General features: G+C 64.2%; 1 protein-coding gene. It reads right to left on the bottom strand.

Annotation, left to right across the window (positions count from 1 at the left end):
• Positions 1-506, bottom strand: a 506-nt coding sequence (locus tag IEX18_RS18495; protein WP_268234960.1) for an aconitase family protein, incomplete at both ends; no start/stop codon positions are given.

The following is a 506-nucleotide window of genomic DNA, read 5'->3' as shown; positions in this document are numbered from 1 at the left end:
ACATCGGGGCTGACGCGCCCTTCGAAGTTGCGGTTACCCGACAGCACGCTGGCGGCAATAATGTCATTGCTGTTGATCGCCTGGCTGATCGGCGGCGCCAGCGGGCCGGAATTGCCGATGCAGGTGGTGCACCCATAGCCGACCAGATCGAACCCGACCGCGTCGAGATGTTCCTGCAGCCCGGCTTTTTCGAGATAGTCGGTCACCACCTGCGATCCGGGGGCCAGGCTGGTCTTGACCCAGGGCTTGGGCTTCAGCCCGCGCTCATGCGCCTTCTTGGCCACCAGCCCGGCGGCCACCAGCACGCTGGGGTTGGATGTATTGGTGCAGCTGGTAATGGCGGCAATCACCACGTCGCCATCGCCGATATCATGGCCTTCGCCATCGACGGGCACGCGGCGCGGTTCGGCCTTGCCATACAGCTTGTGCAACTCGTCATTGAACAGATCGTCGACCTCGGTCAGCACCACCTTGTCCTGCGGGCGCTTGGGCCCGGCGAGAGAGGG

Origin of the sequence: Sphingomonas metalli (assembly GCF_014641735.1) — a bacterium.
Classification (GTDB): Bacteria; Pseudomonadota; Alphaproteobacteria; order Sphingomonadales; family Sphingomonadaceae; genus Sphingomonas; species Sphingomonas metalli.
The sequence above is the reverse complement of the archived record's forward strand: the minus strand, read 5'-3'. Positions and strand labels throughout refer to the sequence as shown.